Below are 23381 nucleotides of genomic sequence, written 5' to 3' on the forward strand. Positions count from 1 at the left end.
TGGCGTTTTTTTCAGAATTTACTGAGCAAAGAGGCGCGCAGGGTAACAAATGTCGCGCGGAAAATCGTACAGAGTTCTGCTCATCGGATCTCCGCAGCTTAATTCTGCGTGCTGGCAAGGTAGGAAAAAGCACTGAGCAGGGAAATCAGCGTGGCCATCGCGTCCGCCTGGTACCCTACCGTGACCGCGTCGAGTCGCGTCACGCCGGGGATCAGGCTGAAGAGATCGGCCAGCACCGGTTTACTGGCCTGCAGCCGCAGCTGATAAGGCGCGCTCAGTAACGAGACCGGCTGGCGGTGGGCGCGACGCACCGCCTGTTCAGCCGCCGTACGGATTGCCTGCTGCGCCGCCTGCGGGCTGAGTGATTCGGCGCTGGTGTGCGAAATCGCCCGTTTTACCGCCACATAGTCAACCACAGGATAGTGCTCGCCGATCCAGCGTTGCAGACAATCATCGCCGCTCACCAGCCACAACGGCGTCCCGAACTCTGCGCCAACGGCGGCATAGAGATCGCTCTCGCCCATCACCCGATCGTTGACCTCGATACGCCAGAATGCCCGCCCGTTGATGGTGTGTGCCAGCACGCCAGATTCCCCGGCCGCGCTGTGAAAACCAATAAACATCATGCCGTCAAAGCGCTGCTGTTGCAGACCTTCCACCATCGACAGGCCACGCGGTTTACCTTGTACCAGCCGGGCGCGGCTGTCGATCTGCTCTGCCCGCAGATTCGTCATCTGCGCGTGGCTGTCCGCTACCACTACCTCTGTCGCGCCAGCGGCAAAGGCACCGTCGATAGCGGCATTCACCTCCTGCTCCATCAGGCTACGTGCCAGCTGATGCTCGGCGTGGCCTGGCGCGCACTGCTCCGGGCGCATCACGCCGGCAATTCCCTCAATATCGGCAGAAATAAAAACTCTCATCGCTTCGGTTCTCCGTGTGAAACCAGCTGATCCAGCACCTCAGACAGCGCCGGACGATGATGACCGCGAAAGCCGGTCACCGCGGTGGCGCTCAGTAAGGCATCCAGCACTGCCTGTTCGGTGGCATCCGCCGCCGCCGCCAGCAGCGGCTCCAGCCGCGCATCGTCAGGCGGCTGGGGTGATGGCTGGGTTGAGAAGGCGACAGCAATATCGCCCGAGCCGTGCCCCCAGTAGCTGCCGAGACGGCCTAAACCAGCCCCGGCCCGACGCGCCACCCGTTTCAGCTGACGCGCATCCAGCGCCGCATCCGTTGCCATGATGATAATGATTGAGCCGGCATCCCGCTGAGGCGCCAGTTCGGGCAGCAGCGGCGCAATCATCTCGCCGAGGCGAACGCCGTCCAGCGTCAGCGCCGTCAGCGCGCCAAAGTTAGCCAGCACCAGCACGCCGAGCGTGGCGTTAAGCGGTTCAATGCGGCGTGAAGCCGTGCCGATTCCGCCTTTGAGGCTGAAACAGCTCATGCCACGACCGGCACCGACGCTGCCACGGGCAAACGCCACGCTGGCACTCGCCATCGCCTGCTGCGCCATCGCTTCCGTGATCGCCAGCGCCTGAATGTCGTTGAGCCAGCCGTCGTTACACTCCAGCGCCAGCGGATTGACGGTGGGTAAACTGCGGCCCAGTTCAGGATTGCGCCCGATAGCTTCTCGCACCAGCGCAGTGAACAGCGTACCGACCGCCAGCGTGTTGCTGAGCAGAATCGGCGTTTGCAGCACGCCTAACTCCTCCAGCTGCACCAGCCCGACCGGCTTGGCAAAACCGTTGAATACCGCGGCACCGCAGGGTAACGGCTGGCTAAACAGATTCTCGCCCGGCGGCATGATGGCGGTGACCCCGCTCTGTTGCTCGCCCTGATCCAGCGTGAAATGACCGACGCGCACGCCTGGCACATCGCTGATCCGGTTGTGTTCGCCCGGCGTGCTGCGCGGCAGACCGAGCTGACGCTCGCTGCGCCAGCGTTGTAGCAGCAGATCACGCTGCGTCTGTTGAAAATCCATCATCAGCTCTTGAGTTTCGGGTCCAGCGTGTCACGCAGGGCATCGCCCAGCAGGTTGAACGCCAGTACGGTGATAAAGATTGCCAGCCCAGGAAAGACGCTGACGTGCCAGGCCCCCGCCATCATCATGCTGCGGCTCATGGCGAGAATGTTGCCCCACTCCGGCACATCCGGTTCCGGTCCGAGGCCGATAAAACTCAGCCCGGCGGCGGTCAGAATGCTGGTACCGATGCGCAGGGTGAAATAGACAATAACGTTGGGCAGCGTGCCGGGCAAAATGTGGCGCAGCAGAATCACCCGATCCGGCGCACCGGCGCAGCGCACCGCTTCAACGTAGGCGGCCTGCTTCAGCGACAGCGTCGAGGCACGCACGATGCGGGCAAACACCGGCACGCTGAACACCGCGACGGCAATAATGACGTTGTTCAGGCCAGGCCCGAGAATCGCCACCACCGCAATCGCCAGCAGCATTCCGGGAAAGGCGAACAGCACATCGGAGCCGCGCATAATCAGCATATCGACCCAGCGGCCATAGTAGCCAGCCAGCAGACCCAGTACGATCCCCACCAGCATCCCGAGCGTGACCGAGACCACCCCGACATAGAGCGAGATGCGCGCACCGTAGATAATCCGGCTCATCACGTCACGTCCCAGATCGTCAGTGCCCATCCAGTGCGCAGCGGAAGGCGGCGAAGACAGAGCCATCCAGTCCGGCGCCATCGGGTCCCACGGGGCCAGCCAGGGCGCAAACAGCGCCACCAGCAGCAGCAGCAGAACACATCCGCCAGAGACCAGCGCCAGCGGGTTACGCACCAGCGCGTGCAGAAAATCGCGCCACGGCGAACGAATCGCTTCCGGCACCGCAACAGAGAGGGTTTCGCTCATCAGCGACTCCTATTTCAGACGAATCGCGGGATTGACCACTGCATAGAGCAGATCAACCAGCAGATTAATGGCGATAAATTCGAACACGAACAGCATCACCAGCGCCTGGATCACCGGCTGATCCTGAGACTTGATCGACTCGATCAACAACCAGCCCAGACCGGGCCAGTTAAAGACGCTCTCCACCACGATCGATCCGCCCAGCAAAAATCCAAACTGCAGGCCAAGCATGGTGATCACCGGGATCAATGCATTCCGCATTACATGTTTCCAGGTCACCAGACGCTGACGTAACCCTTTTGCCCTGGCGGTGCGGACATAGTCCTCCTGCGCGACCTCAAGAAACGCCGACCGGGTGAAACGCGCCATCACTGCGGCGACCGACGAGCCAAGCGTAATGGCGGGCAGGATCAAATCGGATGGCTGACTGAAGCCGCTGACGGCAAACAGGCCAAACGGCATGGCGACGAACTGGATCAGCAGCAGCCCGAGCCAGAAGGCGGGCATCGAGATCCCGCCGACCGCCAGACTCATCAGCGCCCAGTCAAGCCACTTTCCACGCCGTAACGCCGCGATAACGCCGAGCATCAGGCCCAGCAGCACGGACCAGGTGAAGCCCGCCAGCGCCAGCCACAGCGTAGGCATAAAGCCCTGCCGGATCACCTCCGTCACCGGCTGTTGGGTGCGATAGGTGACTCCCAGGTCGCCACGCAACAGGCCAGCGATCCAGTGAAGGTACTGCTGCGGCAGCGGATCGTTAAGGCCCAGATGCTGACGGGCGGCCTCTACCGCTTCGATCGGGGCATCCGGCCCGGCATAGATGCGGGCCGGGTCGCCAGGCAGCAGTTTAATAAAACCAAAAACCAGTAATGAAACCACCAGCAGAACCGGGATCATTTCCAGCAGTCGTCGGAGGATATAGGCGAACATGGCGATCCTTTCGATTGGCTCAGAGAGCAGTCAGGCACGGTTGCCCGCCCGGCGACACGCACCCCATCACCGGCGGGCGGCTGCGCACTCACTTATTCAAACGCGGCCTGCGTAAACAACAGGTTACCGTCCGGCAGCATCGACACGCCGTTCAGCCCTTTGCGCTTGCCGACGACGTTATCGGGCGTGCCGAGGAAGGCGACAGGCGCATCTTTCCACAGTAGCCTTTGCGCCTCTGCGTAGGCGGCGGCGCGTTTTGCCGGATCGGCCGTGGCCAGCCCGCCGGCAATCGCTTTATCTACCGCCGGGTTGCTGTAATAGGAGACGTTGTAGGAGGTCGGCACCCAGGATTCGGTGGCGTACAGCGGACGCAACGCCCAGTCCGCATCGCCGGTTGAGGTCGACCAGCCACCGTAATAGAGGTCAAACTCCGCCTGTTTCGGATCTTTCACGCCCCATAACTTCGCGTTGCGGGTGCCGGAATCCATCGGCGTAACGGTGACGCGAATCCCGACCGTCGCCAGCTGCGCCTTGAGGAACTGCGCGGCACGGATGCTGGCCGTGGCGTTGGTGCACCACAATTTGAGATCCAGCCCCTGCCCGTAGCCTGCCGCCTGCAGCAGCTTTTTGGCTTCATCCGGCGCGTAGCGGTAGTTCGGCTCACTCTGCGCCTGATAGAACTGCACTCCGGCCGGCATGGCGGAACGGGCGGGCGTGCCCATTCCGGCGAAACCGACCTTCAGCCACAGCGCGCGGTCGATGGCGTAGTTAATCGCCTGGCGCACCCGCACGTCAGCCAGCGCTTTGTGTTGGGTATTGATCGCCATGTAATAGAGGTAAATGCTGGGATCGCGCTGGATCGCCAGTTTCGCGTCGCTCTGCACCGTCCCAATCAGATCAGACGGCAGCGGATAGATCGCATCCACCTGCCCCGACTTCAGCGCCGCCACCCGGGTCGCATCTTCCGGGCTCGGTGAGAAAATCACCTTGTCGACTTTCGGCCAGCCGGTTTTCCAGTATTTGTCATATTTCGCCAGGGTGACGGTTTTGCCCGGCTGCCACGCCACAAACCGGAACGGGCCGGTACCGACCGGATGCAGCCGCAGTTGCGCCTCCTGCGGATACTGGCTGAGGATCGCCGGGCTCCACATCACCGCCGACGGGTGCGCCAGCGTGTTGATGAAGGCACCAAATGACTGGTTAAGGTCGATCTGCACTTTATCCGCTGTCAGTACGGTGACGGTCTTAATCATGCGATAGAGGCTATTGCGCTTCAGCCCCTTGCTCTGATCGGCCAGCCGATCCAGGTTCGCTTTCACCGCCTCCGCATTAAAGGGTGTGCCATCCTGGAAGGTCACGCCCTGCCGCAGCGTCAGCGTAAACTGCGTGGCATCCTCATTGCTGGTATAGCCGGTCGCCAGCCAGGGCGTCAGCTTCATCTGAGCATCAAACTGGAACAGGCGTTCGAAAATGCCACTCTGCACCGAATAGCTGATGTTGTCGGAGGTGTCGTGCGGGTCCAGTCCGGTAATATCGGCATACATCGAAATGCGTAAATCTTCTGCCTGCGCGGCGGCGGTCAGAGCGAGTAGTAATCCGGTGGCAAGCGCCGTACGACGTAATAATGGCTTCATGGTTGTCTCCTGGTATTGATGCATCAACGCACAAAAGGGGTTTCGGCCACCCAGTGATCGGGCGCGACCTGGCGGTAACGGTTTTTCTCTACCGTCTCTCCCACCCTGCGCAGCGGCGAGGGAATTTCACCGTCATCAAACTGACGGACCGGACGATTGAGCGGATCGGCAACCGGCACAGAGGCCAGCAGCCGTTGGGTATAAGGGTGTTGCGGCTGGTTAAACAGCGACTGGCGCGGGCCAATCTCAACGATCTGTCCGAGGTACATCACCGCCACACGGTTGGCGATGCGTTCCACCACGGCCATGTCGTGCGAGATGAAAATCCACGCCACGCCGGTTTGCTGTTGCAGATCCATCATCAGGTTCACCACCTGTGCCTGTATCGACACATCCAGCGCTGACACGGCTTCATCGGCGATAATCACTTTGGGCCGCAGCGCCAGGGCACGGGCTATGGCGATACGCTGACGCTGTCCGCCGGAAAACTCATGGGGATAACGCTGTGCGTGTTCCGGGGCCAGGCCGACACTTTTCAGCAGTGCCTCAACCTGCGGCGTGGCTTCGCGCAGCGACGAGACCAGACCGTGCAGCAGCAGCGGTTCAGCGATGGTAAATCCAACGGTCAGGCGGGGATTGAGTGAGGCATACGGGTCCTGAAACACCATCTGTATTTCACGGCGCAGCGGCTGAAACTGCGCCTCTTTCAGGGTGGTAATTTCATTGCCCTGAAAATAGATACTTTCCGCCTCGCTGGCCAGCAGACGCATCAGCGCCCGCCCGGTGGTCGATTTACCGCAGCCGCTTTCCCCGACAATCGCCAGCGTTTCGCCCGGCCACAGCCTGAAGTCAATCTGCTCCACCGCGTGCACCTGATGGGTTAAGGCGGAAAAAATGCCGCTGCGGACCGGGAAACAGACTGTCAGGCCGCGCACGTCGAGCAGCGGTTTATCCTCGTAACGCGCCGTTTGCTGGCTGGCGGCAGCCGGGGTGGCCGCGCCCAGCAGCGGGAAGCGCTGCGGCCAGGCCTGTTCGCGCATATCCCCCAGCTTTGGCACCGCAGCCAATAAGGCTTTGGTGTAGTCATGCTGTGGCGCGCTGAAAATATCCGCCACCGCGCCCTGTTCGACCACGTTACCCCGATACATCACCACCACCCGATCGGCGACTTCGGCCACTACGCCCATATCATGGGTGATAAACAGCACCGCCATCTGCTTCTGCTGCTGCAACTCACGCAGAATGTGCAGGATGCGCGCCTGAACGGTGACATCCAGCGCGGTGGTCGGCTCATCGGCAATCAGCAGTTGTGGATCGCAGGCCAGCGCCTGGGCGATCATCACCCGTTGCCGCATGCCGCCCGACAACGCGTGCGGGTAACTTTTCATCACCCGATCCACATCGGCTATCCGTACCTGCTGCAGCAAGGTTCGCGCTCGCGCCGTCGCCTGCGCTTTATCACACAGCTGATGGTCACGCAGCGCTTCGGTCAGCTGATCGCCGACCCGCAATACCGGATTCAGCGAGGTCATCGGCTCCTGAAAAATCATCGCCATTTCGCGGCCACGCAACGTTCGCCGCTGTTCTTCGCTGAGGGTGCTGAGATCGTGCTGTTTTCCGCGACGATCGCGAAACAGGATGGCTCCACGTTCGGTGCGTGCTGAGGCGGCTAACAGCCCCATAATCGCCAGCGAGGTGACGGATTTTCCCGACCCGCTTTCGCCCACCACCGCGACGATTTCGCCGGGATGAATCTCAAACGACACGCCATTCAGCGCCCGATGCACGCCGCTGCGTCCGCGGAAACTGACGCAAAGATCCTGAATGGCGAGCACCGGTGCCGTGGCGGTCGGGGCGGTCGGGCGAAGAGAAGAAGTGTCCGTCATCGTTGCTCCGGGTGCGTTAAAGCCAGATACGGCCTTGCGAATAGGAGAGAAAAGGCGAGCTGTCTGCCGCCAGCCAGATTGGGCCGTCGAGATCGACATATTCGGCGCTGATCGCCACCGGCAGCGCCGCCTCCATCGCCAGCGACGAGCCGAGCATACAGCCAACCATCAGCCGCATTTGCTGCTGCCGTGCAGCGGCGACCATCGCCAGCGCTTCGGTCAGCCCGCCGCACTTATCGAGTTTGATGTTGATCATCTGGTAGCGATCGCGCAGCGCGGCAATGTCCGCCACGCTATGGCAGCTTTCATCGGCGCACAGGGGAATCGGATGGGGAAAATGCCGTAAGTCGCTATCCTGACCCGCCGGTAACGGCTGCTCAATCATCGCGATCTCATAAGCCTGCAAAGCGCTGAACAGCGCGGGCAGGTCGAGGCCGTGCCAGGCCTCGTTGGCGTCGATAATCAGCGTTGTCTGCGGAGCCGCCGCGCGAATGGCCGCGACTTTTTCCACAATCAGATGCGCGTCGAGTTTGATCTTCAGCAGCAGCGCACCGCGTGATACGGCCTCCGCCGCGGCACTCGCCATCCGGTCAAGGCTGTCCAGACTCAGGGTTTCTGCGGTCACCACCGAAGCGGGCTTTTCGCTGCCGGTTTGCTGCCAGAGCGTTTCCCGGTTGCGGGCCGCATCGAGCCGCCACAGCGCACAATCCAGCGCATTACGTGCCGCGCCCGCTGCCAGTCGGGTCTGTAAAGCCGGACGACTCAGTCCGGCTTCGATTTCGTTCTGCAGCGCCGCCAGCTGCGCGCTGACGCTGGCGATACTTTCGCCGTAGCGCGGCGTCGGCGTACACTCGCCAAGACCGATAAAACCGTCCTGCTCCAGCGTCACGCGAATGACCGTGACGGCCGTGCGGGTACCGCGTGAAATCGCGAAGGGTTTCGCCAGCGGCAGTTCAGCCACCGCGATCTGCATACGCCGCATCTCAGCCATGCTCCTGCAATCGCGCGGCGATAGCATCGATACCAAACCGCACCGGATCGGTGGCCGGCACGCCAAATTCTGCGCTGACCTCAGCGCAATAGTCGCGCGCCTGCTGTTCACTGTAACCGGAAGTATTGATGGCGAATCCGGCCAGCTTCACCGCGTCACTGGTGACGCTGGCCGCCCGCAGATTGGCCTCTACGCACTCCGCCAGGCTGACCATCGGCTGATGCGGCAGGTGGCGCATATGCGGACGCCCCATCTCATGACACATCACCAGCCAGTGCGGTTGCGCCCCGTGGATCAGCCCCATGCTGACGCCAGCATAAGAGGGATGAAACAGCGATCCCTGACCTTCAACGATATCCCAGTGATCCTCTTCATTCGCCGGGGAGAGCGCTTCGGCGGCACCGGCGATAAAGTCAGCAATCACCGCATCGATGGCAATGCCCTCACCGGCTACCAGAATCCCGGTCTGGCCGGTGGCGCGGAAATCCGCCTTCATGCCGCGATCGCGCATCGCCGCTTCCAGCGCCAGTGAGGTGTACATTTTCCCCACGGAGCAGTCAGTTCCCACCGTCAGGACCCGTTTACCGCTGCGTTTTTTACCGCTGCCGACCGTCAACGCGGGCCGCATATGGCGGATGTCGAACAGCGACACGCCATGTTCTGCCGCCAGCGCCACCAGTTCCGGTTCATCGACCAGACGGTGATGCAGGCCACTGGCCACATTCAGACCCGCTTTGATCGCGCCGGTCACGGTTTCCAGCCAGTGTGACGGCAAATAGCCGCCAGCATTGGCGGTACCCAGCACCAGCGTTTTCGCGCCGCGCGCTTTGGCACTGGCGATATCCAGCGTCTCCAGCCCGAGGCTGACGGTACAGCCCGGCAGTGACATTTCACCAACGCACTGTTCCGGTCGCCAGACCTGAATGCCGCGCGCCGTTTTCGCCGCCAGCGGATCGGTGACGTCACCAAGAAAGAGTAAATAGGGTTGAGGGATCAGCATGATGTTTCTCTTTTTCAGACAGGTGATAGGGCCTGAGCTGAATATTTCATGCAGATGACAGCGTGACGAATGCTTGTTTGGTGCCGGGGTATAACCTGAGGGTATAGTCAGACGGATGGCTTATGGCAGCCGGTGCTGAGCCTGTCAGAACGGGCCAATCGGGCGATGGGAGAGAGGCGTTACAGAAGAAAAAGTGATAATCATCGGTCGATCCCTGACCGCGATTATCGAGGGTTGCTTGCGGGGTGCGGTTTAGTACATGGCACCCGGCGGTACGTGTTTGAAGGTCTCGACGTAAGCGCGGAACACGTAGTTAAAAATGCGTTTCATGTGTCACCTGGTTCAAATTTAGTTGAAGAAATACCGTAAAAGTATAACTTCAGCGCGTTTTATCAGCAATAAATTTTGAACCAGATCACAAAATTGCGCTTTTTATGCGCAAAAACCCGTCAGGCGCTGTAGCCGAGGTGTTGCAGCAAAATGGTGGAACCGACGGCAATCAATACCAGACCGCCCAGCACTTCCGCCCATTTCCCCAATACCGGACCGATAAAGCGGCCCACCAGCACGCCGGTCGTCGCCATCACGGTGGTGGCAGCGCCAATGGTCAGAGCGGTGGTAATAATGTTGACCTGCAAAAATGCCAGGCCGACGCCGACCGCCAGCGCATCCAGGCTGGTCGCGACGGCGGTGGTGGCCAGCACCATAAAGCCATGGCTCTGCGGCGCTTCACAGGGTTCGGTTACCGCAGTCTGACGGAAGCCTTCCATCATCATTCGGCCACCTAAAAATGCCAGCAGAATAAAGGCAACCCAGTGGTCCCACGCCATGATGTACCGACTGGCGGCCAGACCCAGCGCCCAGCCAATCAGCGGCGTTAAGGCTTCAATTGAGCCAAAAATCAGACCGGTGCGCAGCGCTTCTTTAAAACCAGGACGATGCAATGTCGCACCTTTGCCCAGTGCAGCAGCAAACGCGTCCATCGACATACCCAGTGCAAGAATTAAGGTGGCAATAAAGGTCATGATTTATTCACCTGGGGCGAAAAAGCGGCAATTCACGCTGTATTCACCACACAAAGTGTTCAGTAATGAAAAAGTGCGCGCAGTCTACCATGCAACCGCAAAGATAAAAAGACAGTAAAATCATGGATTTAAGTATAGCAAAGGCTATAACTTTTATCATTCGCTATGTTTCGCGCTAAGTCGATGGTGGCAAAGCATTTTCTGACACTTTTCCTGCGTGATAGCGGGCAGGTTTCGCCTGACCCGCCGCATTCCCTGATTGAACCCAGGCGCGGATTGCCGGAAAATGCCGGGCTTATTATTACCGGATGCCCGTTATGAATAACCCGTTTGAATCTTTGATCGTGCCTGGCGGCATTTTATTGCTGGGGTTTCTCTCTGCCCTGCTGCTGCCTGCGCCAGCCTTCAGCCTGGCGGTGGCGCAACATCTGTTGCAGACATTCCATTTACAGGATCTGAGCCAGCTCTACACGGTGGTGTTCTGCATCTGGTTTTTACTGCTGGGTACGGTGGAGTTTTTTGTGATTCGCTTTGTCTGGCGTCGCTGGTTCAGGAGCTGAGACAGACCCTCAGGGTAAGCTGGCTGAACGGCGATGGTCTATTGCAGACCTGGCGGTTTTGCCGCTTGCCGTTAACGACCACGCACAGGGTTGCCGAGCATTTCATCCTCACAAAAATGTAACATTATTTTTACACTGAGCGCCCGAAACCGCGACTGATGAACTTTTAGACTATTCCTTACCCAACAATAACTGCCTTAAATTCAGTGAATTAAATAATTCCTCCTCGTTACCCCTTCTTTGGACGCTGCACCATAATGGCGCTTTCCTGCAACAATCTATTCAGTTAACTCACTGAGTTATCGATAAAAAATCACTTATACCCTTCGTGCCGCTATGATTAATTCTTATGCTGAATCATTTCTGCATTTAAAAAATAAACAAATGTTTAATTCAGATGCGAGAATGTTATATTCGGATGACAAAGCATAACGTGCAGTTAACCCGTTATCACCGCTTTAACCTATACCTGACTCTTAACCTTTGAGAAATAGCGCAACGCGCTCGAAAGAAGCGTGACTATTTCGCCTGCAAAACTGTTGAGCTTCAGGTCAACAGAAGAGGAGATGTCGCCTCATGTGCAATTCAGCTATAAACCTTGCGCTCGCGATGAGTGCCATGGCAAAGGACACCACTACCGCGCAGGAGCGCAAAGACGTTGACGTGCTGCTGATTGGCGCAGGCGTGATGAGCGCCACCCTCGGCGCATGGCTGCAGGAATTAGAGCCGGACTGGTCTATCGAAATGGTAGAGCGGCTGGACAGCGTGGCAGCAGAATCATCCAACGGCTGGAACAATGCTGGCACCGGCCATGCCGCGCTGGCTGAGCTGAACTATACGCCACAGCAGGCCGATGGCAGCATCGACATCTCCAAAGCGGTGACGATCAACGAATCCTTTATGATTTCCCGTCAGTTCTGGGCCTCTCAGGTGCAGAAGGGCAATCTGCGCAATCCCAAAAGTTTCATTCACAGCACGCCGCACATGAGCTTTGTCTGGGGCGACGACAATGTCAGCTTCCTGCGCAAACGCTTCCAGGCGCTGCAGAAAAGCACGCTGTTCCGTGGCATGGCCTACTCCGAAGATCCGCAGCAGATTGCGAAGTGGATCCCGCTGGTGATGAATGGCCGCGATCGCAGCCAGAAAGTGGCGGCAACCTGGACCGAAATGGGGACCGACGTCAACTTCGGTGAAGTCACACGCCAGCTGATCGCCTCCTTAGAGAAGAAAGCCAATTTCCGTCTGCGTCTGCGTCAGGAAGTGCGTGAGCTGACGCGCCTGAGCGATGGCCGCTGGCAGGTTACCCTGCAGTGTCTGGCGAGCGGTTCCCGCCGGACGCTGACCGCCCGAAATATCTTTATCGGTGCAGGCGGCGCGGCGCTGCCGCTGTTGCAGAAAGCGGGCGTGCCGGAAGCTAATGGTTATGCCGGTTTCCCGGTCGGCGGCTCATTCCTGGTGACGGAAAATCCGCAGGTGGTGGCGCAGCACATGGCCAAGGTCTACGGTAAAGCCAGCGTCGGCGCACCGCCGATGTCGGTACCGCACGTTGACACCCGCGTGCTGGATGGCAAACAGGTGCTGCTGTTCGGGCCGTTTGCTACCTTCTCCACCAAATTCCTCAAGCAGGGTTCACTGCTGGATATGTTCACCTCGCTCAACAGCAGCAACATGCTGCCGATGGTGAAAGTGGGGCTGAAAAGTTTTGATCTGGTGAAATACCTGATGGATCAGGTGCTGCAAAGCGATCGCGATCGGATGGATGCGCTACGCGCCTATGTGCCGCAGGCGAAGCAGGAAGACTGGCGTTTAGTCACTGCTGGTCAGCGCGTGCAGATCATCAAAAAAGATGAGAAAGAGGGCGCGGTACTGCGGCTGGGTACCGAAGTGGTCGCCTCGCAGGATGGTTCGATCTCAGCGCTGCTGGGTGCTTCGCCAGGTGCTTCAACGGCTGCCCCGATCATGCTGGAGCTGCTGCATAAAATCTGTCCTGAGCAGATGGCTTCGCCGGAATGGCAGAACAAAATCCGTGCGGTGATCCCATCCTGGGGACGTAAGCTGAACGGCGACGTGGCGCTGACCGAGAAAGTGTTAGCCGAAACCAGCCGCATTCTGCAGCTCGATTACACGCCGGTGACGCCAATGGCGGCCAACGACGAAGGGCGTGAAACCGCGTTCGTCGTCGGCAAGTAATTTGCCACTGATGAACAGAAGGCTTAGCATCTGAACTGCCCTGGCAATCCGGGCAGTTTATATTAAGCCGCTTTCAGGGCCTGAGCCCGGTAATGAGCCGGACTCAGGCCTTTCAGTTTCAGGCTTATCCGCTCGTTATTTCATCATGAACCTATTCGCAGATCGCCCGCTTCACCTCATCAATGCAGTTAAACTGATTACGGTATAAACACGCCGAATCCAGCGTGCAGATGCTGTGTCCCTGAATAATAATTTCCGTGCAGTCTCATATCCGAGAAATACTTTTCATCACTCCATTTTTTTAACTTTGCCTGTCTGTTTATCGTAAAATTACGATAAAAATATGAGTTCTACTTCACATTAAAGAATATGTCCTTTTGTTATTTTCTCCAGGCTCATTATTTAAAAAAGGATTTTCCATGAAAGGATTAAATAATTTAGAAGTGAAATATGTTTCTGGTGCCGGGGCAGAATCTTACAGATTAGCTGTTAATCTGGAGATTGCTCAGATTATGACTGCGAAGTTTAATCAATGTAATGTAAAAGATTTAACTACAGATATGTTTCAATCTGCAATAGCCTCCGGAGTGCTGGGCTCGATGAGCGGTGCCGTAATCGTTCCTGGAATCGGACTGGTGCCAGGATGGATTGCCGGAGCAGCTACGGGTGCGGCAGGCGCAGCTTTCACTTACGGATTAACCTGCTGGTGGTAATGAAACCGGTACAGAGAGTTTTTTTGAATACGCTGCTAATAATTTTAGCGTTATTTTTCATTGACTATTTCATTGATGGTTTACCAACGATAAAAAACTCAGTAAAAATAGTGATAACCGGAGTATTGATAGGCCTGATAAATTATAAGCTATATGTTAAATAAAATTGCCGGTTGTAAAATTATCTTTATAAAAAAATGCTTACTTAATGGACCGATGCTATAAAGCTGGACAGTTTATATTAAGGAGCTTTCAGGGCCTGGGTTCGGTATTCAACCGGAGTCAGGTCTTTCATTTTCAGGCTTGTCGGTTCGCGTTTATAAATGGATAGGTTTAAAGATGACTCTGCTGGGTGCACAGCTTTGGGGGGCAATCCGGTTGTGGGGCATTTTTTATTGGCCGGCTACCTGGTCGATCCGGGCATTCTCTATTAGGGTTAAGGCATCTTTTAGCTGAACGATCAGGAGGAAACTGCATGTCTTACTCCCCTGTTTCACCGGAATTCGAACTGCTTGACCGCTACTGGCGGGCAGCAAACTACCTCTCCGTCGGACAAATTTACCTGATGGATAACCCGCTGCTGCGTGAACCGCTGCAGCCGGAGCACATCAAACCCCGTCTGCTCGGCCACTGGGGTACCACACCAGGGCTGAATTTTATTTATGCGCATCTCAACCGGATTATCCGCCAGCGCGACCTGAATCTGATCTACGTCTGTGGACCGGGCCACGGCGGTCCCGGCATGGTGGCGAATACCTGGCTGGAAGGCAGCTACAGCGAAATTTATCCCCATATCAGCCAGGATGCCGCCGGCATGCAACGGCTGTTTAAGCAGTTCTCCTTTCCAGGCGGCATTCCCAGCCACGCAGCACCCGAAACCCCCGGTTCGATTAATGAAGGCGGCGAACTGGGCTATTCGCTGTCACATGCGTTTGGCGCGGCGTTTGACCATCCCGACCTGATCGTGCCGTGCGTGATTGGCGACGGTGAAGCGGAAACCGGCCCGCTGGCCTCCAGCTGGCACGGGATTAAATTCCTCAATCCGGCGCGTGACGGCGCGGTGCTGCCGATTCTGCATCTCAACGGCTACAAGATCGCCAATCCGACGCTGCTCGGCCGCAGCAGCGATGAGGATCTGCGCCAGCTGTTCAGCGGCTACGGCTATGAGCCACTGTTCGTCAGCGGCGATCAGCCTGAAAAGATGCATCCGCTGATGGCAGACGCGCTGGATAACGCCTTCAGTAAAATTGCGGCGTTTCAGCGTGAGGCGCGCGCGGGCAAGGTCAGCAGCGGCATACCGCGCTGGCCGATGATTATTCTGCGTAGCCCCAAAGGCTGGACCGGCCCGAAAACCGTTGATGGCAAAAAAGTGGAAGGTTTCTGGCGAGCGCATCAGGTCCCGGTGGCCGCCTGCCGGGAGGATGAAGGGCATCGCCAGATTCTCGAAGCCTGGATGCGCAGCTACCAGCCTGACGATCTGTTTGACGAGCAGGGACGGCTGAAACCGGAGCTGCAGGCGCTGGCTCCGCAGGGCGATAAGCGCATGGGTGCCTCTCCGTATGCCAATGGCGGCCTGCTGCGCCGTGAACTGGATACGCCGGATATCGCTGAATTTGCCTTCGACACCGGCGAGCCCGGATCACAGATGGCGCAGGCCACCGAGCAGCTGGGTCGCTACCTGCGGGTGCTGTTCGAGCGTAATCAGGATAACTTCCGCCTGTTCGGCCCGGATGAAACTGCCTCCAACCGCCTGACGCCGGTGTTTGACGCCACCAGCCGCACCTGGCTGGAAACGATAGAACCTTACGATGAGCAGCTGGCACGCGATGGCCGGGTGATGGAGATCCTCAGTGAACATCAGTGTCAGGGCTGGCTGGAAGGCTATCTGCTCACCGGCCGTCACGGCCTGTTCAACTGCTATGAAGCCTTTATTCATATCGTCGATTCGATGTTTAACCAGCACGCCAAGTGGCTCAAGGTGACGCGCAAGCTGGGCTGGCGTAAACCGGTCTCTTCGCTCAACTATCTGCTCTCTTCCCACGTCTGGCGTCAGGACCACAATGGCTACAGCCATCAGGACCCAGGCTTTATCGATCACGTTGCCAACAAAAAAGCCGATATCGTGCGCATCTACCTGCCGCCCGATGCCAATACGCTGTTATGGGTGGGCGATCACTGCCTGCGTACCTGGGACCGCATTAACGTGATTGTGGCCGGTAAGCAGCCGGCACCGCAGTGGCTGGATATGGCCAGCGCTATTCGTCATTGCGAAGCGGGCATGGGAGAGTGGCGCTGGGCGGGTACCACACCAGATAATGAAGAACCGGATGTGGTGATGGCCTGTGCCGGGGATGTGCCGACCATGGAGACCCTGGCGGCGGTCGATCTGCTGCGCGGCTATCTGCCTGACCTGCGCATTCGGGTGGTCAACGTGGTCGATTTAATGGCGCTGCAAACTCAGGATCAGCATCCGCATGGCAAGTCGGACGATGAATTTGATGCGCTGTTTACCGAGGATAAGCCGGTGATTTTTGCTTTCCACGGCTATCCGACGCTGGTGCATCGCCTGACCTATCAGCGCAATAATCACCGTAACTTCCATGTACGCGGCTTTATTGAGGAAGGCACCACCACCACGCCGTTTGATATGACGGTACTGAATGAGCTTGACCGTTATCATCTGGCGCAGGAGGCGATCCTGCGCGTGCCGGGGCTGGCGGATGCGCATCCTGAGCTGCTGGACGATCTGCAGGAGCGCATCGCGGAACACCATCGCTACGTGCGGGTGCACGGTGAAGATGTGCCGGAGGTGCAGAACTGGAAATGGCCCTCAGCCACCGCGCCAGGCGCGCCGGATTAAGCGGCCAGCAGGGCGTCAGTCAGCATCCAGACGGTGGTCGCCACCAGCGACAACGCCATCAGGCTGTTGAACAGCTGACGCTTCCAGGCAATTTGCAGATGGCTGCGCAGGCGATCGCCGAGCGCAGCCCAGATCAGAATGCAGGGCAGGTTCAGCAGCATAAAGCCGATCATCACCGCCAGCACGCCGCTGCTGGCGCTGTACAACAGGGCGACATTGGTGGCCATCAGCCAGGCTTTGGGGTTAATCGCCTGGAAACAGGCGCCACCCAGCAGCGTCATGGGTTGCGGTTTGCTGCGTTCTTCCGGAGCGGCCGCGCGGAAAATCTTCCACGACAGCCACAACAGATAGGCACAGCCTGCCAGCGTCAGCGGCAGGCGAATCGCCGCCATCCAGTGCAGTAACACCTCCAGCGCGACCCCGGCGATCACCGTTTGCAGTGCGCAGCCCACCAGAATGCCAAACACCATTGGTAAGGTGCGGCGCATGCCGAAATTCACCCCGGAGGTGGCCAATAACAGGTTATTCGGGCCGGGCGTAATGGACATAACGGTCACGTAACTGAAAAAAGAGGGATCGAGCATGATGGCACTCCTGATAATCAACAGAGCTTCATGCTACGGCGAGAAAAGGAATGGTAACAGTGACACAAAATCACTATTGTGATGGTTACAGTTCCGATTAACAGAGATTGTACCCATCGCATCCGGAGGCGACTGTGTCCCTTGTTCCTTCTCCCGATCAGCGGCTCTATCAGCAGCTGGCAGACCACTTCGCTGAGGCGATTCATCAGGGCACGCTGAAGCCCGGCAAACGTCTGCCCGCCATCCGGCGCGTGGCACAATCGCACCAGGTCAGCGTCAATACCGTGCTGAACGCCTGGCAGTTGCTGGAAGATCGCGGCCTGATTGAGGCACGTCCACAGTCGGGCTACTACGTGCGCGGCGTATTGCCGGCAGTCACCCGGCACGATCCGCATAAAGCCAGGGTGCGCGATCCCAGCAGTGAAAAGCTCGACCTGATCGACAAAGTCTTCGCGGCACAAAACCATCCCGACTACATCAATATTTCGCTGGCCTGCCCGCAGGACAGCGAACTGTTTCCCGCCGCACGCATTGGCCGGATAACCGCCGCGCTGCTGCGTCGTCATCCCAACATGATCGGGCGCTATGCGCTTCCGCCCGGTAGTGAGCGCTTACGGGAGGAGATCGCGCGGCGGGCCTTGCATGCCGGACAAACGCTGACCGCCGATGAGATCACCCTGACCCACGGCTGCATGGAGGCGTTGCAGCTGGCGCTGCGGGCGGTGACGCAACCCGGAGACTGCGTCGGACTGGAGTCACCGACCTACTTCTTCCTGTTCCCACTGCTGGCGTCGCTGGGGCTGAAGGCGCTGGAAATCCCGACCGATCCACAGCATGGCCTGTCGCTGGATGCGCTGGAGATGTTGTTACAGGAGCAGCGTATCAAGGCGCTGATCGCCATGCCGAGCGCCCAGAATCCGCTGGGTTACTGTATGTCGCTGGCAAACAAGAAGCGGCTGGCGAAGTTAGTGAATACTTACCACGTTCCGCTGATTGAGGATGGTCTGTATGACGAACTGCAGTTCGACTGGCCGCTCTCTCCGGCGGTTAAAGCCTTTGATCGCGACGGCTGGGTGATCTACTGCACCAGCTTTACCAAAACCGTGGCACCCGATTTTCGTATCGGCTGGACCGCGGCCGGACGCTTCCACGACGCCATCGCCCGGCTAAAAGCGGTGTCGTCGATGGCGGAGTCGGCGCTGCTGTCGGAGACGCTGGCGGAATTTCTGGCCAACGGCGGCTACGATCACCATCTGCGCACCCTGCGCCGTCGCTATGCCGCCAACCTGGATCAGGCGCGCGGCTTAATCGCCCGCCACTTCCCGCAGGGCACCCGCGCCACGCTGCCACGCGGCGGCTTTGTCTTCTGGGTGGAGTTACCCGGCGGCGTCAATACCACCGAGATGTTTGACCGGCTGTTGCAGGAGCAGATTTGCGTGACGCCAGGCGCCCTTTACTCGCTCAGCGAACGCTACAATCATGCGCTGCGCCTCTCCTGCTGCTATCCGTTTGACGATCGCTACAGCTGGGCAATCCGGCGCGCCGGCGAGATAGCCTGCGAGTTAGCCGGATTATCGTCTGGCGAGGATCAGGGCGTACCGTTGCGGCCCCAGACGGTGTAGCCGTGGCGCTCGGTCAGGCGCTCGTAATAGTGGCGCACCGCCGGATAATCGGGATGATCCAGCGGCGTTTCAAACCAGCGGTTGACCGCCAGGCCAATCGGAATGTCCGCCAGGGTGAAGTTGCGCCCGGCGACATAGCGACCGGTCTTTTCCAGCTGCTGATTGAGGATGCTCATGGTATGCGACCAGCCTTTGCAGGCCGCCGCCAGCAGACGCGGGTCCTGATGGGCTGGCGAGTGACGCACCAGTGACATAAACGCGTAGCGCCATGAGGTGTTGAGTTCGGTGGACTGCCAGTCCATCCACTGATCGATCGGTGCCCGCGACTGCGGATGGAGCGGGTAGAGCCATTCCCCGCCATAGGCGTTAGCCAGATAGCGCAGGATGGCGTTGGATTCCCAGATCACCAGCTCGTCATCTTTCAGCACCGGCACCATCGCATTCGGGTTAAGCGCCATAAATTCAGGTGAGTGGGTCGACTGGAAGCCATCGCCCCACTCTTCCCGCAGGTAATCGAGATCCAGCTCATCGCAGAGCCACAGCACTTTGCGCACGTTGATAGAAGAGGTACGTCCGAGGATGGTTAACATTCACAGTCTCCAGTGAAATCTTTAACTTATTCATAGCCCTGTTACCTGCTATAAGCAATCATCCGGCAGAGAAAAGGCCATGCAGACCACAATAAGCAAGGAGTGACAATGAAGGTCGCGTTTAAGCAAGTCGATGTGTTTACCTCCTCCGCCTTTAACGGCAATCCGCTGGCGGTGATTATGGATGCACAGGGGTTAAGCGACAGTCAGCTGGCGGCCATTGCCCGCTGGACTAACCTGTCGGAAACCACTTTCGTGCTGCCGCCTCAGGATGCGCAGGCCGATTATCGGGTGCGTATTTTTACCGTTGAGGGCGAACTGCCGTTTGCCGGTCATCCGACGCTGGGTACCGCCCATGCGCTGCTGGAAGCGGGCTGGCCCACGCGTACGCCGGGGGAAATTGTGCAGGAGTGTGGCGTCGGTCATGTCCGGGTGAAGATAGGTGCAGACGGCTCGCTGGCGTTTGCGGCCCCGGCGGCCACCATCACGCCGTGGCAGGATGCGCTAATGAGCAACGCGTTAAACAGCGACGCCTTCGATCTCACCCAAAGCCCGACGGTGGTAGATATGGGGATTCGCTGGCTGCTGGTGCCGATGGTCAGCGCCGAGGCAGTGCTGGCACTTCAGCCCAACGTCAGCGATCTGCAGCGGCTGCTCAAACATGCTGGAGTGACGGGTGTGATGCCGTTTGGCCGACTGCCGCAGGGCGAAACGGAGCAGTATGAAGTGCGCGGCTTGCTGGTTGAATATGGCAGCCTGACCGAAGATCCGATCACCGGCAGCGCCAACGCCTGTCTGGCCCGTTACTTCGCGGCAGCCGGCCAGACCACCGATTACCGGGTGCGTCAGGGCACCGTGCTGCAACGCGCGGGTCGGGTTCAGGTGACCTTCGCCGAAGGTGAGATCTGGATTGGCGGCACCACCGTAACGGTGATTGACGGCACCCTTTCGCTGTAATCCGTCAGCGGGCGCTCTGCCCGCTGACGCTGTCTGCGTTTAAATTGCCTGGCCGCCTGACGCTTCGATACGCTGGGCGGTAATCCAGCCGGTTTCCTCACTCAGAATCGCGCTGATGGCATCACCGATGTCATCCGGCAATCCGACCCGACCCAGCGCGGTCAGGCCAGCAATCTGATCGTTAATCTCTTTGGTGTCGCGCACCCGGCCACCGCCGAAGTCGGTTTCTATCGCACCCGGCGCCAGGATGTTGACGCGAATACGCCGTGCGCCCAGCTCTTTCGCCTGATAGCGCGTCAGAACCTCCATCGCCCCTTTCATTGCTGCATAGGTGCTGGAGCCTGGATAGACCAGCCGCGTCAGACCGCTGGAGATATTCAGGATGCGCCCGCCATCATTGATCAGCGGTAACAGCTTCTGCGTCAGGAAATAGGGCCCTTTGAAATGGACGTTAACCAGCGCGTCAAACTCCTGTTCCGTGGTGTCGGTGAAGGGTTTGTAATGACCATGCCCGGCGTTGTTCACTAAATAGTCAAAACGCTCACGCTGCCAGTGCTGCTCCAGTACCTGACGAACCTGCGCGACAAAGCCGTCAAACTGACCCGTTACACCGACATCCAGCGCCAGCGCGACCGCGCGCGATCCCAGCGCCTCAATTTCTTTCACCACCGACTGCGCCTCGTCAGCGTGACTGCGATAGGTCAGAATGATATCTGTGCCTCTGGCGGCCAGTTTCAGCGCGCCATTGCGGCCTAAACCGCGGTTAGCTCCGGTAATTAACGCAATTTTATGACTCATGTTGCACACCTGTTGGAAAATTGAACAGGGTTTAAAGATATTCCTGAATAATTGATCTATAAACAGATCGAAACAGAGATCACTGTTTCAATAACAACAACAATCGGTGCACAACATGGATAAAATTCACGCAATGCAGGTGTTTGTTCGGGTTGCCGAAATGGGCAGTTTCACCCGCGCCGCAGAGAGTTTAGGCTTGCCGAAGGGCAGCGTGTCCCGGCAGATTCAGGCGCTGGAAAATCAGATGGCGACCCGGCTGCTGCATCGCACCACCCGCCGGGTCCAGCTGACGCAGGATGGGCTGGTCTATTACGACCGCTGTCTCGATTTGCTGTCGATGATTGACGATATGGATAGCCTGTTTCAGCACGATCCCGCCACGCTCAGCGGTAAACTGCGGGTCGATATGTCGGTAGCGATGGCCACCGGCTTTATCCTGCCGCGGCTGCCGGAGTTCCTGCAGCACTATCCGGGCGTAGAGATTGAGCTGAGCAGCAGCGATCGTCAGGTCGATGTGATCCGTGAGGGATTTGACTGCGTGATTCGGGTCGGTGAGCTCAAAGATTCAGGGTTAATCGCACGAAAAATTGGCACCTACTCCTTGATTAACTGCGCCAGTCCTGGCTACCTTTCGCGCTTCGGCAGACCGATCCGGCTGGAGGAGTTGTCACAGCACGCGATGGTGCACTACAGCCAGCAGCTGGGCCAGCCGTCGCCGGGCTTTGAATATTTTGACGGCAGACAGTGCCACTATGTGCATACCGGCGGCGTGGTGACGGTGAACAGCACTGAGACCTATCGCGCCGCCTGTCTGGCCGGGTTAGGCATTATTCAGGTACCGGCGATCGGTATCCAGAAACTACTGGAAAGCGGTGAACTGGTGGAAGTGCTGCACCACTTTCCCGCCCGGCCGATGCCAATCCATCTGCTCTATCCGCACCGGCGCAATGTCGCCCGACGGGTGCGGGTATTTATGGAGTGGCTGAGTCAGGTACTCCAGGAGTACGTCACCTGACCGGCTATACTTTGATTTTAATGATAAACAGGACAGTGAAGGTCTATGACAGACAAGCAGGAAAATCCACAGGATACGCAGCCGCCAAAGCCGCTGATCGATATTAAAACCGGCAACCATTCTGTTGACCAATCGATTGTGAAGGTTTCGCGCTTTGCCGCGTGGTTTCAGGCGATACCGGCGGTGGCACATTTTATCCGCGCGCTCGACCGTTTTAACGATCGGCTCGGCAGCCAGTTTGGTGCCGCGATTACCTATTTCTCCTTTTTATCGCTGATCCCGATCCTGATGGTTTCGTTTGCCGCCGTGGGTTTTGTGCTGGCATCGAATCAGGATCTGCTGACCGATATCATCAACAAAATCGTCAGCAGCATCAGCGATCCAACGCTGGCGACTACCCTGAAAAATACCGTTAATACGGCGATTCAGCAGCGCGCCACCGTGGGGATCACCGGGTTATTGCTGGCGCTCTATTCCGGTCTTAACTGGATGGGTAACCTGCGGGAAGCGATTCGGGCCCAGTCGCGCGACGTGTGGGAACGCAAGCCCGACGATAAAGAGAAAATCTGGAAACGCTATATCCGCGATTTCCTGTCGCTGACCGGCCTGATGCTGGCGCTGGTTATCACGCTGTCGCTGACCTCGGTAGCCGGTTCGGCACAGGCGATGATTGTCAGCGCGCTGGGGCTGGATGGTATCGACTGGCTGCGTCCGGCGATGACCATTATCGCCACTTCTATTTCAGTGCTGGCTAACTATCTGCTGTTCCTGTGGATTTTCTGGATCCTGCCGCGTCACAAACCGCGCAAGAAAGCGCTGTTCCGCGGCACGCTGCTGGCGGCGGTGGGTTTCGAAGTGATTAAGTTTGTTATGACGCTGACGCTGCCCAAGCTGGCAACCTCTCCGTCTGGCGCGGCGTTTGGTTCCGTGCTGGGCCTGATGGCGTTCTTCTATTTCTTCGCCCGCCTGACGCTGTTCTGCGCCGCCTGGATCGCTACCGCTAAATACAAAGACGATCCGCAGATGCCGCAAGCGGGTCGCCCTTCCCATCCGCAATAATGACTCGCGGTTAATAACAGCGGAAAATATCACCCCGAGGCTATTTTTTATCCATATAACAGGATGAATAGCTGAGGGGTCACTTTTATTTAGCCCTTTCTTAGA

21 protein-coding genes and 1 pseudogene are annotated in these 23381 nt (G+C 58.2%); 8 read left to right on the top strand and 14 right to left on the bottom strand.

Features of this window, described 5'->3' with window-relative positions; genetic code table 11:
- Positions 1–98 precede the first annotated feature (98 nt).
- The 10 genes from ACX3P5_RS17830 to mntP form a co-directional block, all read right to left on the bottom strand.
- On the bottom strand, positions 99–920 hold the full coding sequence (locus ACX3P5_RS17830) for a M55 family metallopeptidase (protein ID WP_458969065.1): 822 nt from the start codon (positions 918–920) through the stop codon (positions 99–101).
- Positions 917–1978: a DmpA family aminopeptidase gene (locus ACX3P5_RS17835; protein ID WP_458969197.1), complete on the bottom strand. Its 1062-nt coding sequence runs from the start codon at positions 1976–1978 to the stop codon at positions 917–919. Before ACX3P5_RS17835 ends, ACX3P5_RS17830 begins: the two co-directional genes overlap by 4 nt.
- A 2-nt stretch (positions 1979–1980) precedes the next feature.
- Entirely contained in the window at positions 1981–2862 is an 882-nt protein-coding gene (locus ACX3P5_RS17840; RefSeq protein ID WP_336756852.1) for an ABC transporter permease subunit, read from the bottom strand.
- A 9-nt stretch (positions 2863–2871) separates the two neighbouring features.
- Complete coding sequence (locus tag ACX3P5_RS17845; protein ID WP_233986465.1) at positions 2872–3792, bottom strand: ABC transporter permease; 921 nt, start codon at positions 3790–3792, stop codon at positions 2872–2874.
- 92 nt (positions 3793–3884) lie between these two features.
- On the bottom strand, positions 3885–5426 hold the full coding sequence (locus tag ACX3P5_RS17850) for a glutathione ABC transporter substrate-binding protein (protein ID WP_458969066.1): 1542 nt from the start codon (positions 5424–5426) through the stop codon (positions 3885–3887).
- A 23-nt stretch (positions 5427–5449) separates the two neighbouring features.
- Entirely contained in the window at positions 5450–7312 is a 1863-nt protein-coding gene (locus tag ACX3P5_RS17855) for an ABC transporter ATP-binding protein (RefSeq protein WP_233986453.1), read from the bottom strand.
- 16 nt (positions 7313–7328) lie between these two features.
- Positions 7329–8294, bottom strand: a complete 966-nt coding sequence (gene dgcA, locus ACX3P5_RS17860; RefSeq protein WP_233986443.1) for an N-acetyl-D-Glu racemase DgcA — start codon at positions 8292–8294, stop codon at positions 7329–7331.
- A 1-nt stretch (position 8295) separates the two neighbouring features.
- Positions 8296–9303: an N-acetyltransferase DgcN gene (gene dgcN, locus ACX3P5_RS17865; protein ID WP_336756860.1), complete on the bottom strand. Its 1008-nt coding sequence runs from the start codon at positions 9301–9303 to the stop codon at positions 8296–8298.
- Positions 9304–9555: 252 nt separating this feature from the next.
- Complete coding sequence (gene azuC, locus ACX3P5_RS17870; RefSeq protein WP_122983632.1) at positions 9556–9633, bottom strand: stress response protein AzuC; 78 nt, start codon at positions 9631–9633, stop codon at positions 9556–9558.
- Between the two features lie 119 nt (positions 9634–9752).
- A complete protein-coding gene (mntP, locus tag ACX3P5_RS17875; RefSeq protein ID WP_233986434.1) occupies positions 9753–10328 on the bottom strand; it encodes a manganese efflux pump MntP in 576 nt (191 codons plus the stop codon).
- Between the two features lie 317 nt (positions 10329–10645).
- On the opposite strand from mntP, the gene ACX3P5_RS17880 reads away from it, so the two are divergent.
- Both ACX3P5_RS17880 and mqo read left to right on the top strand, forming a co-directional pair.
- Positions 10646–10888, top strand: a complete 243-nt coding sequence (locus ACX3P5_RS17880) for a DUF1158 domain-containing protein (RefSeq protein WP_233986425.1) — start codon at positions 10646–10648, stop codon at positions 10886–10888.
- A gap of 576 nt (positions 10889–11464) precedes the next feature.
- Positions 11465–13078: a malate dehydrogenase (quinone) gene (gene mqo, locus ACX3P5_RS17885; protein ID WP_458969067.1), complete on the top strand. Its 1614-nt coding sequence runs from the start codon at positions 11465–11467 to the stop codon at positions 13076–13078.
- A gap of 62 nt (positions 13079–13140) precedes the next feature.
- On the opposite strand, the pseudogene ACX3P5_RS17890 reads toward mqo, so the two are convergent.
- Positions 13141–13212, bottom strand: a pseudogene (locus ACX3P5_RS17890) (hypothetical protein); the annotation flags it as partial.
- 285 nt (positions 13213–13497) lie between these two features.
- On the opposite strand from ACX3P5_RS17890, the gene ACX3P5_RS17895 reads away from it, so the two are divergent.
- Positions 13498–13791: a hypothetical protein gene (locus ACX3P5_RS17895; RefSeq protein WP_458969068.1), complete on the top strand. Its 294-nt coding sequence runs from the start codon at positions 13498–13500 to the stop codon at positions 13789–13791.
- 475 nt (positions 13792–14266) lie between these two features.
- Positions 14267–16651, top strand: coding sequence for a phosphoketolase family protein (locus ACX3P5_RS17900; protein WP_458969069.1), 2385 nt, complete (start codon positions 14267–14269; stop codon positions 16649–16651).
- Here ACX3P5_RS17900 and ACX3P5_RS17905 read toward each other — a convergent pair.
- On the bottom strand, positions 16648–17235 hold the full coding sequence (locus ACX3P5_RS17905) for a LysE family translocator (RefSeq protein WP_233986407.1): 588 nt from the start codon (positions 17233–17235) through the stop codon (positions 16648–16650). The genes ACX3P5_RS17900 and ACX3P5_RS17905 overlap by 4 nt on opposite strands.
- Positions 17236–17369: 134 nt before the next feature.
- Between ACX3P5_RS17905 and ACX3P5_RS17910 the strand changes: the two genes are divergently transcribed.
- The gene (locus tag ACX3P5_RS17910) at positions 17370–18857 is read left to right on the top strand and encodes an aminotransferase-like domain-containing protein (RefSeq protein WP_233986405.1); all 1488 of its coding nucleotides are present in this window, start codon (positions 17370–17372) and stop codon (positions 18855–18857) included.
- On the opposite strand, the gene ACX3P5_RS17915 is transcribed toward ACX3P5_RS17910, so the two are convergent.
- A complete protein-coding gene (locus ACX3P5_RS17915) occupies positions 18824–19447 on the bottom strand; it encodes a glutathione S-transferase family protein (protein ID WP_233986390.1) in 624 nt (207 codons plus the stop codon). The genes ACX3P5_RS17910 and ACX3P5_RS17915 overlap by 34 nt on opposite strands.
- Before the next feature lie 108 nt (positions 19448–19555).
- On the opposite strand from ACX3P5_RS17915, the gene ACX3P5_RS17920 reads away from it, so the two are divergent.
- Entirely contained in the window at positions 19556–20404 is an 849-nt protein-coding gene (locus ACX3P5_RS17920) for a PhzF family phenazine biosynthesis protein (protein WP_233986388.1), read from the top strand.
- Positions 20405–20443: 39 nt separating this feature from the next.
- On the opposite strand, the gene ACX3P5_RS17925 is transcribed toward ACX3P5_RS17920, so the two are convergent.
- The gene (locus tag ACX3P5_RS17925; RefSeq protein WP_458969070.1) at positions 20444–21202 is read right to left on the bottom strand and encodes an SDR family NAD(P)-dependent oxidoreductase; all 759 of its coding nucleotides are present in this window, start codon (positions 21200–21202) and stop codon (positions 20444–20446) included.
- A gap of 115 nt (positions 21203–21317) precedes the next feature.
- Here ACX3P5_RS17925 and ACX3P5_RS17930 point away from each other — a divergent pair, with 115 nt between their 5' ends.
- The gene (locus ACX3P5_RS17930; protein ID WP_094121622.1) at positions 21318–22217 is read left to right on the top strand and encodes a LysR family transcriptional regulator; all 900 of its coding nucleotides are present in this window, start codon (positions 21318–21320) and stop codon (positions 22215–22217) included.
- A 45-nt stretch (positions 22218–22262) separates the two neighbouring features.
- Positions 22263–23276, top strand: a complete 1014-nt coding sequence (yhjD, locus tag ACX3P5_RS17935; RefSeq protein WP_233986384.1) for an inner membrane protein YhjD — start codon at positions 22263–22265, stop codon at positions 23274–23276.
- Positions 23277–23381: the final 105 nt, after the last annotated feature.

The sequence above is a fragment of the Pantoea sp. S-LA4 genome, assembly GCF_054482835.1.

What these genes read in the sequence shown, in the direction of transcription:
- ACX3P5_RS17845 (WP_233986465.1), bottom strand. Translation starts at nt 3,792, where the DNA reads ATGTTCGCCTATATCCTCCGACGACTGCTGGAAATGATCCCGGTTCTG.
- azuC (WP_122983632.1), bottom strand. Translation starts at nt 9,633, where the DNA reads ATGAAACGCATTTTTAACTACGTGTTCCGCGCTTACGTCGAGACCTTC.
- mqo (WP_458969067.1), top strand. Translation starts at nt 11,465, where the DNA reads ATGTGCAATTCAGCTATAAACCTTGCGCTCGCGATGAGTGCCATGGCA.
- ACX3P5_RS17855 (WP_233986453.1), bottom strand. Translation starts at nt 7,312, where the DNA reads ATGACGGACACTTCTTCTCTTCGCCCGACCGCCCCGACCGCCACGGCA.
- yhjD (WP_233986384.1), top strand. Translation starts at nt 22,263, where the DNA reads ATGACAGACAAGCAGGAAAATCCACAGGATACGCAGCCGCCAAAGCCG.
- dgcN (WP_336756860.1), bottom strand. Translation starts at nt 9,303, where the DNA reads ATGCTGATCCCTCAACCCTATTTACTCTTTCTTGGTGACGTCACCGAT.
- ACX3P5_RS17830 (WP_458969065.1), bottom strand. Translation starts at nt 920, where the DNA reads ATGAGAGTTTTTATTTCTGCCGATATTGAGGGAATTGCCGGCGTGATG.
- ACX3P5_RS17880 (WP_233986425.1), top strand. Translation starts at nt 10,646, where the DNA reads ATGAATAACCCGTTTGAATCTTTGATCGTGCCTGGCGGCATTTTATTG.
- ACX3P5_RS17920 (WP_233986388.1), top strand. Translation starts at nt 19,556, where the DNA reads ATGAAGGTCGCGTTTAAGCAAGTCGATGTGTTTACCTCCTCCGCCTTT.
- ACX3P5_RS17895 (WP_458969068.1), top strand. Translation starts at nt 13,498, where the DNA reads ATGAAAGGATTAAATAATTTAGAAGTGAAATATGTTTCTGGTGCCGGG.
- ACX3P5_RS17840 (WP_336756852.1), bottom strand. Translation starts at nt 2,862, where the DNA reads ATGAGCGAAACCCTCTCTGTTGCGGTGCCGGAAGCGATTCGTTCGCCG.
- ACX3P5_RS17915 (WP_233986390.1), bottom strand. Translation starts at nt 19,447, where the DNA reads ATGTTAACCATCCTCGGACGTACCTCTTCTATCAACGTGCGCAAAGTG.
- ACX3P5_RS17900 (WP_458969069.1), top strand. Translation starts at nt 14,267, where the DNA reads ATGTCTTACTCCCCTGTTTCACCGGAATTCGAACTGCTTGACCGCTAC.
- ACX3P5_RS17835 (WP_458969197.1), bottom strand. Translation starts at nt 1,978, where the DNA reads ATGGATTTTCAACAGACGCAGCGTGATCTGCTGCTACAACGCTGGCGC.
- ACX3P5_RS17930 (WP_094121622.1), top strand. Translation starts at nt 21,318, where the DNA reads ATGGATAAAATTCACGCAATGCAGGTGTTTGTTCGGGTTGCCGAAATG.
- ACX3P5_RS17925 (WP_458969070.1), bottom strand. Translation starts at nt 21,202, where the DNA reads ATGAGTCATAAAATTGCGTTAATTACCGGAGCTAACCGCGGTTTAGGC.
- dgcA (WP_233986443.1), bottom strand. Translation starts at nt 8,294, where the DNA reads ATGCGGCGTATGCAGATCGCGGTGGCTGAACTGCCGCTGGCGAAACCC.
- ACX3P5_RS17850 (WP_458969066.1), bottom strand. Translation starts at nt 5,426, where the DNA reads ATGAAGCCATTATTACGTCGTACGGCGCTTGCCACCGGATTACTACTC.
- mntP (WP_233986434.1), bottom strand. Translation starts at nt 10,328, where the DNA reads ATGACCTTTATTGCCACCTTAATTCTTGCACTGGGTATGTCGATGGAC.
- ACX3P5_RS17905 (WP_233986407.1), bottom strand. Translation starts at nt 17,235, where the DNA reads ATGCTCGATCCCTCTTTTTTCAGTTACGTGACCGTTATGTCCATTACG.